This is a genomic window from Candidatus Aminicenantes bacterium (assembly GCA_026393795.1).
Taxonomy (GTDB): domain Bacteria; phylum Acidobacteriota; class Aminicenantia; order UBA2199; family UBA2199; genus UBA2199.
The window spans coordinates 1-2,213 of record JAPKZL010000243.1 but is presented as its reverse complement, the minus strand read 5'-3'; the positions used below and the strand labels follow the sequence as shown (position 1 = coordinate 2,213).

The following is a 2,213-nucleotide window of genomic DNA, read 5'->3' as shown; positions in this document are numbered from 1 at the left end:
ATCCATGTTGGCAAAGCCCCGATTGGACCTTGCTACGTTCGAGCATTCAGCTCAAGGGGCGAACGGTCATTAAAAACATCGGGGCGTTTGGAAATATTTTAATACTTAAAATATTTACAAAGAGTAATATACAAGGGGCGGTTCGCGAACCGCCCTCACATAAAGAATAATTCAAATCACAAGCACCAAATCCAAAACAAATCACAAATTCCAATGACCGAATGACCAAAACGAAAGAAAATTATTGAAAAAAAAGGGGCGGGGGCAAGCCCCGCCCCTACACAAAAATCAGTTATTTTCCGCTGACCTTGATCTTGGCGAAATAGGTGTACAGCACCGGGATGAAGAACAGGGTCAGGAAGGTGGTGGCGGTCAGGCCGCCGATCAGGGCGGTCGCCATGGGCGCACTCATCTCGCCGCCCTGCTTGGTGGTCAAGGCCATGGGGATCATGCCGACGACGGTGGTCAGCGAGGTGATCAGGACCGGCCGCAAGCGCGTCGCCGCCCCCTTGACCACGGCTTCGAGCTTGTCCATCCCTTCGCCGACAAGCTGGTTGATATAATCGACCATGACTATACCGTTGTTGACGGCGATGCCGCCCAGGATGATCAGCCCCATGATCGAGCCCATGTTGATGGTGCCCCCGGTGACAGCCAGCAGGAAAACCACCCCGATGAAACCCAGCGGGATGGTGAACATGTTGATGAACGGGAACTTCAGGCTCTCGTAGAGCGAGGCCATGACGGCGAATACCAGCACCAGCGAGATCAGCAAAGCGAAGGCCAGGGTGGTGAAGGTTTCGGTCATGTTCTGGTACTGGCCGGCGATCTCGGTGAAGTAGCCTTCAGGCAGGTGCGACGTGATGTCTTTGGTTTTACTCTTGATCTCGTTGATGATGCCGCCCAGGTTGTTGCCGACGAAGTTGGCCCCGATCGACACCTTGCGCACCATGTTCTCGCGGTCGATGCGCACTGGTCCGAAGAGTTCTTTGATATCTGCCACCTCTGAAAGGTAGACCTTGGTGCCCATGGGCGTCTGGATGGGAAGCTTTCGCAGGTCGGATAAAGAGGCACGGTCATTTTCGTTCAAGCGGACGCGGATGTCGCGATCCTCGCCTTCGACGAACATGCGCGACACGACGGTGCCGATGGTGTAAGCTTCGACCTGGTGGGAAATATCATAAGTCGTCAGCCCCAGTTTGGAAGCCTCCTCTTTTTTGATGTGCAGCTGCAACTCGGGCTTGCTCTTTTCTAGGGATAGCTTGACGTCGCGGATGTTTTCAATGGTGGAGATGCGCTCGCGGATGCGCTCGGCGATGCGCTCGAGACGGGCCATGTCGCGGCCGAAGCAGTTGATTTCGATGGGATTGGTCGAAGACCCCATCATCGAGGCTCCGGCGATGTCGATGGCCGTGATCTTGCTGTTCTCAATGGTCGGGAACGATTTGCGCCAGCGCTCCAGTATCTGCTTGTCCGATTCCTTTCGTTCCTTGCTTGGCAATAGGTAGGCGTAAATGATCGCCTCGTAGGAGCCGGCGGCGCCGGTGCCGTTGGCCGTGTCCTGGGCGTTCTCCGCGCTGGAGCCGACCTGGACGAAGGTGGTGATGACGTTGGGATCCTTCAGGGACTGGCTTTCCAGGTACTTGACGATGCGGTCGGTCTCATCGACATTGGTGCCGACCGGCATGGAGAGCTTCAGGTAGAGCATGGAGCTGTCGGTCGCGGGCATGAATTCCTTGCCCAAAAAGGCGGCGCCGACGAGCGACAGGACAAAAGCCACCACGACCCCAATCACGATTTTTTTTCTCTTGACCAGCGCTTTGCGCAGCCAGCCTTCATAGCGGTCGCGCACCGGGGCGAACTTGTCCTCGCCCAGGTCGACGATCCCCTCGGCCGTTTGCTCCCCTTTTTTCTTGTGGATGCGGAACATCCAGGCGGCGAGCATGGGAACGATGGTCAGGGCCACGAAGAGCGATGCCATCAGGGCGATGATCACCGAGACCGCGAGGCTCTGCGCCAGGCGGCCGGCGATGCCGGTGGCGAACATCATCGGGAAGAAGACGGCCACCGTGGTCAGGGTCGAGCCGGCGATGGCCAGACCGACCTCCGACGTACCCTTGCGCGCCGCCTCGGTCGGAGATTTGCCCTCCTGCAAATGGCGGAAGATGTTCTCGATGACCACCACGGCATTGTCCACCAGCATGCCCACCCCC

At 57.3% G+C, this 2,213-nt stretch carries 1 protein-coding gene; it reads right to left on the bottom strand.

Features of this window, described 5'->3' with window-relative positions; translation table 11 throughout:
- Positions 1-292: 292 nt before the first annotated feature.
- Positions 293-2,213: efflux RND transporter permease subunit (locus tag NTW95_12475; GenBank protein ID MCX6558223.1), on the bottom strand; the 1,921-nt coding region annotated here is incomplete at its 5' end.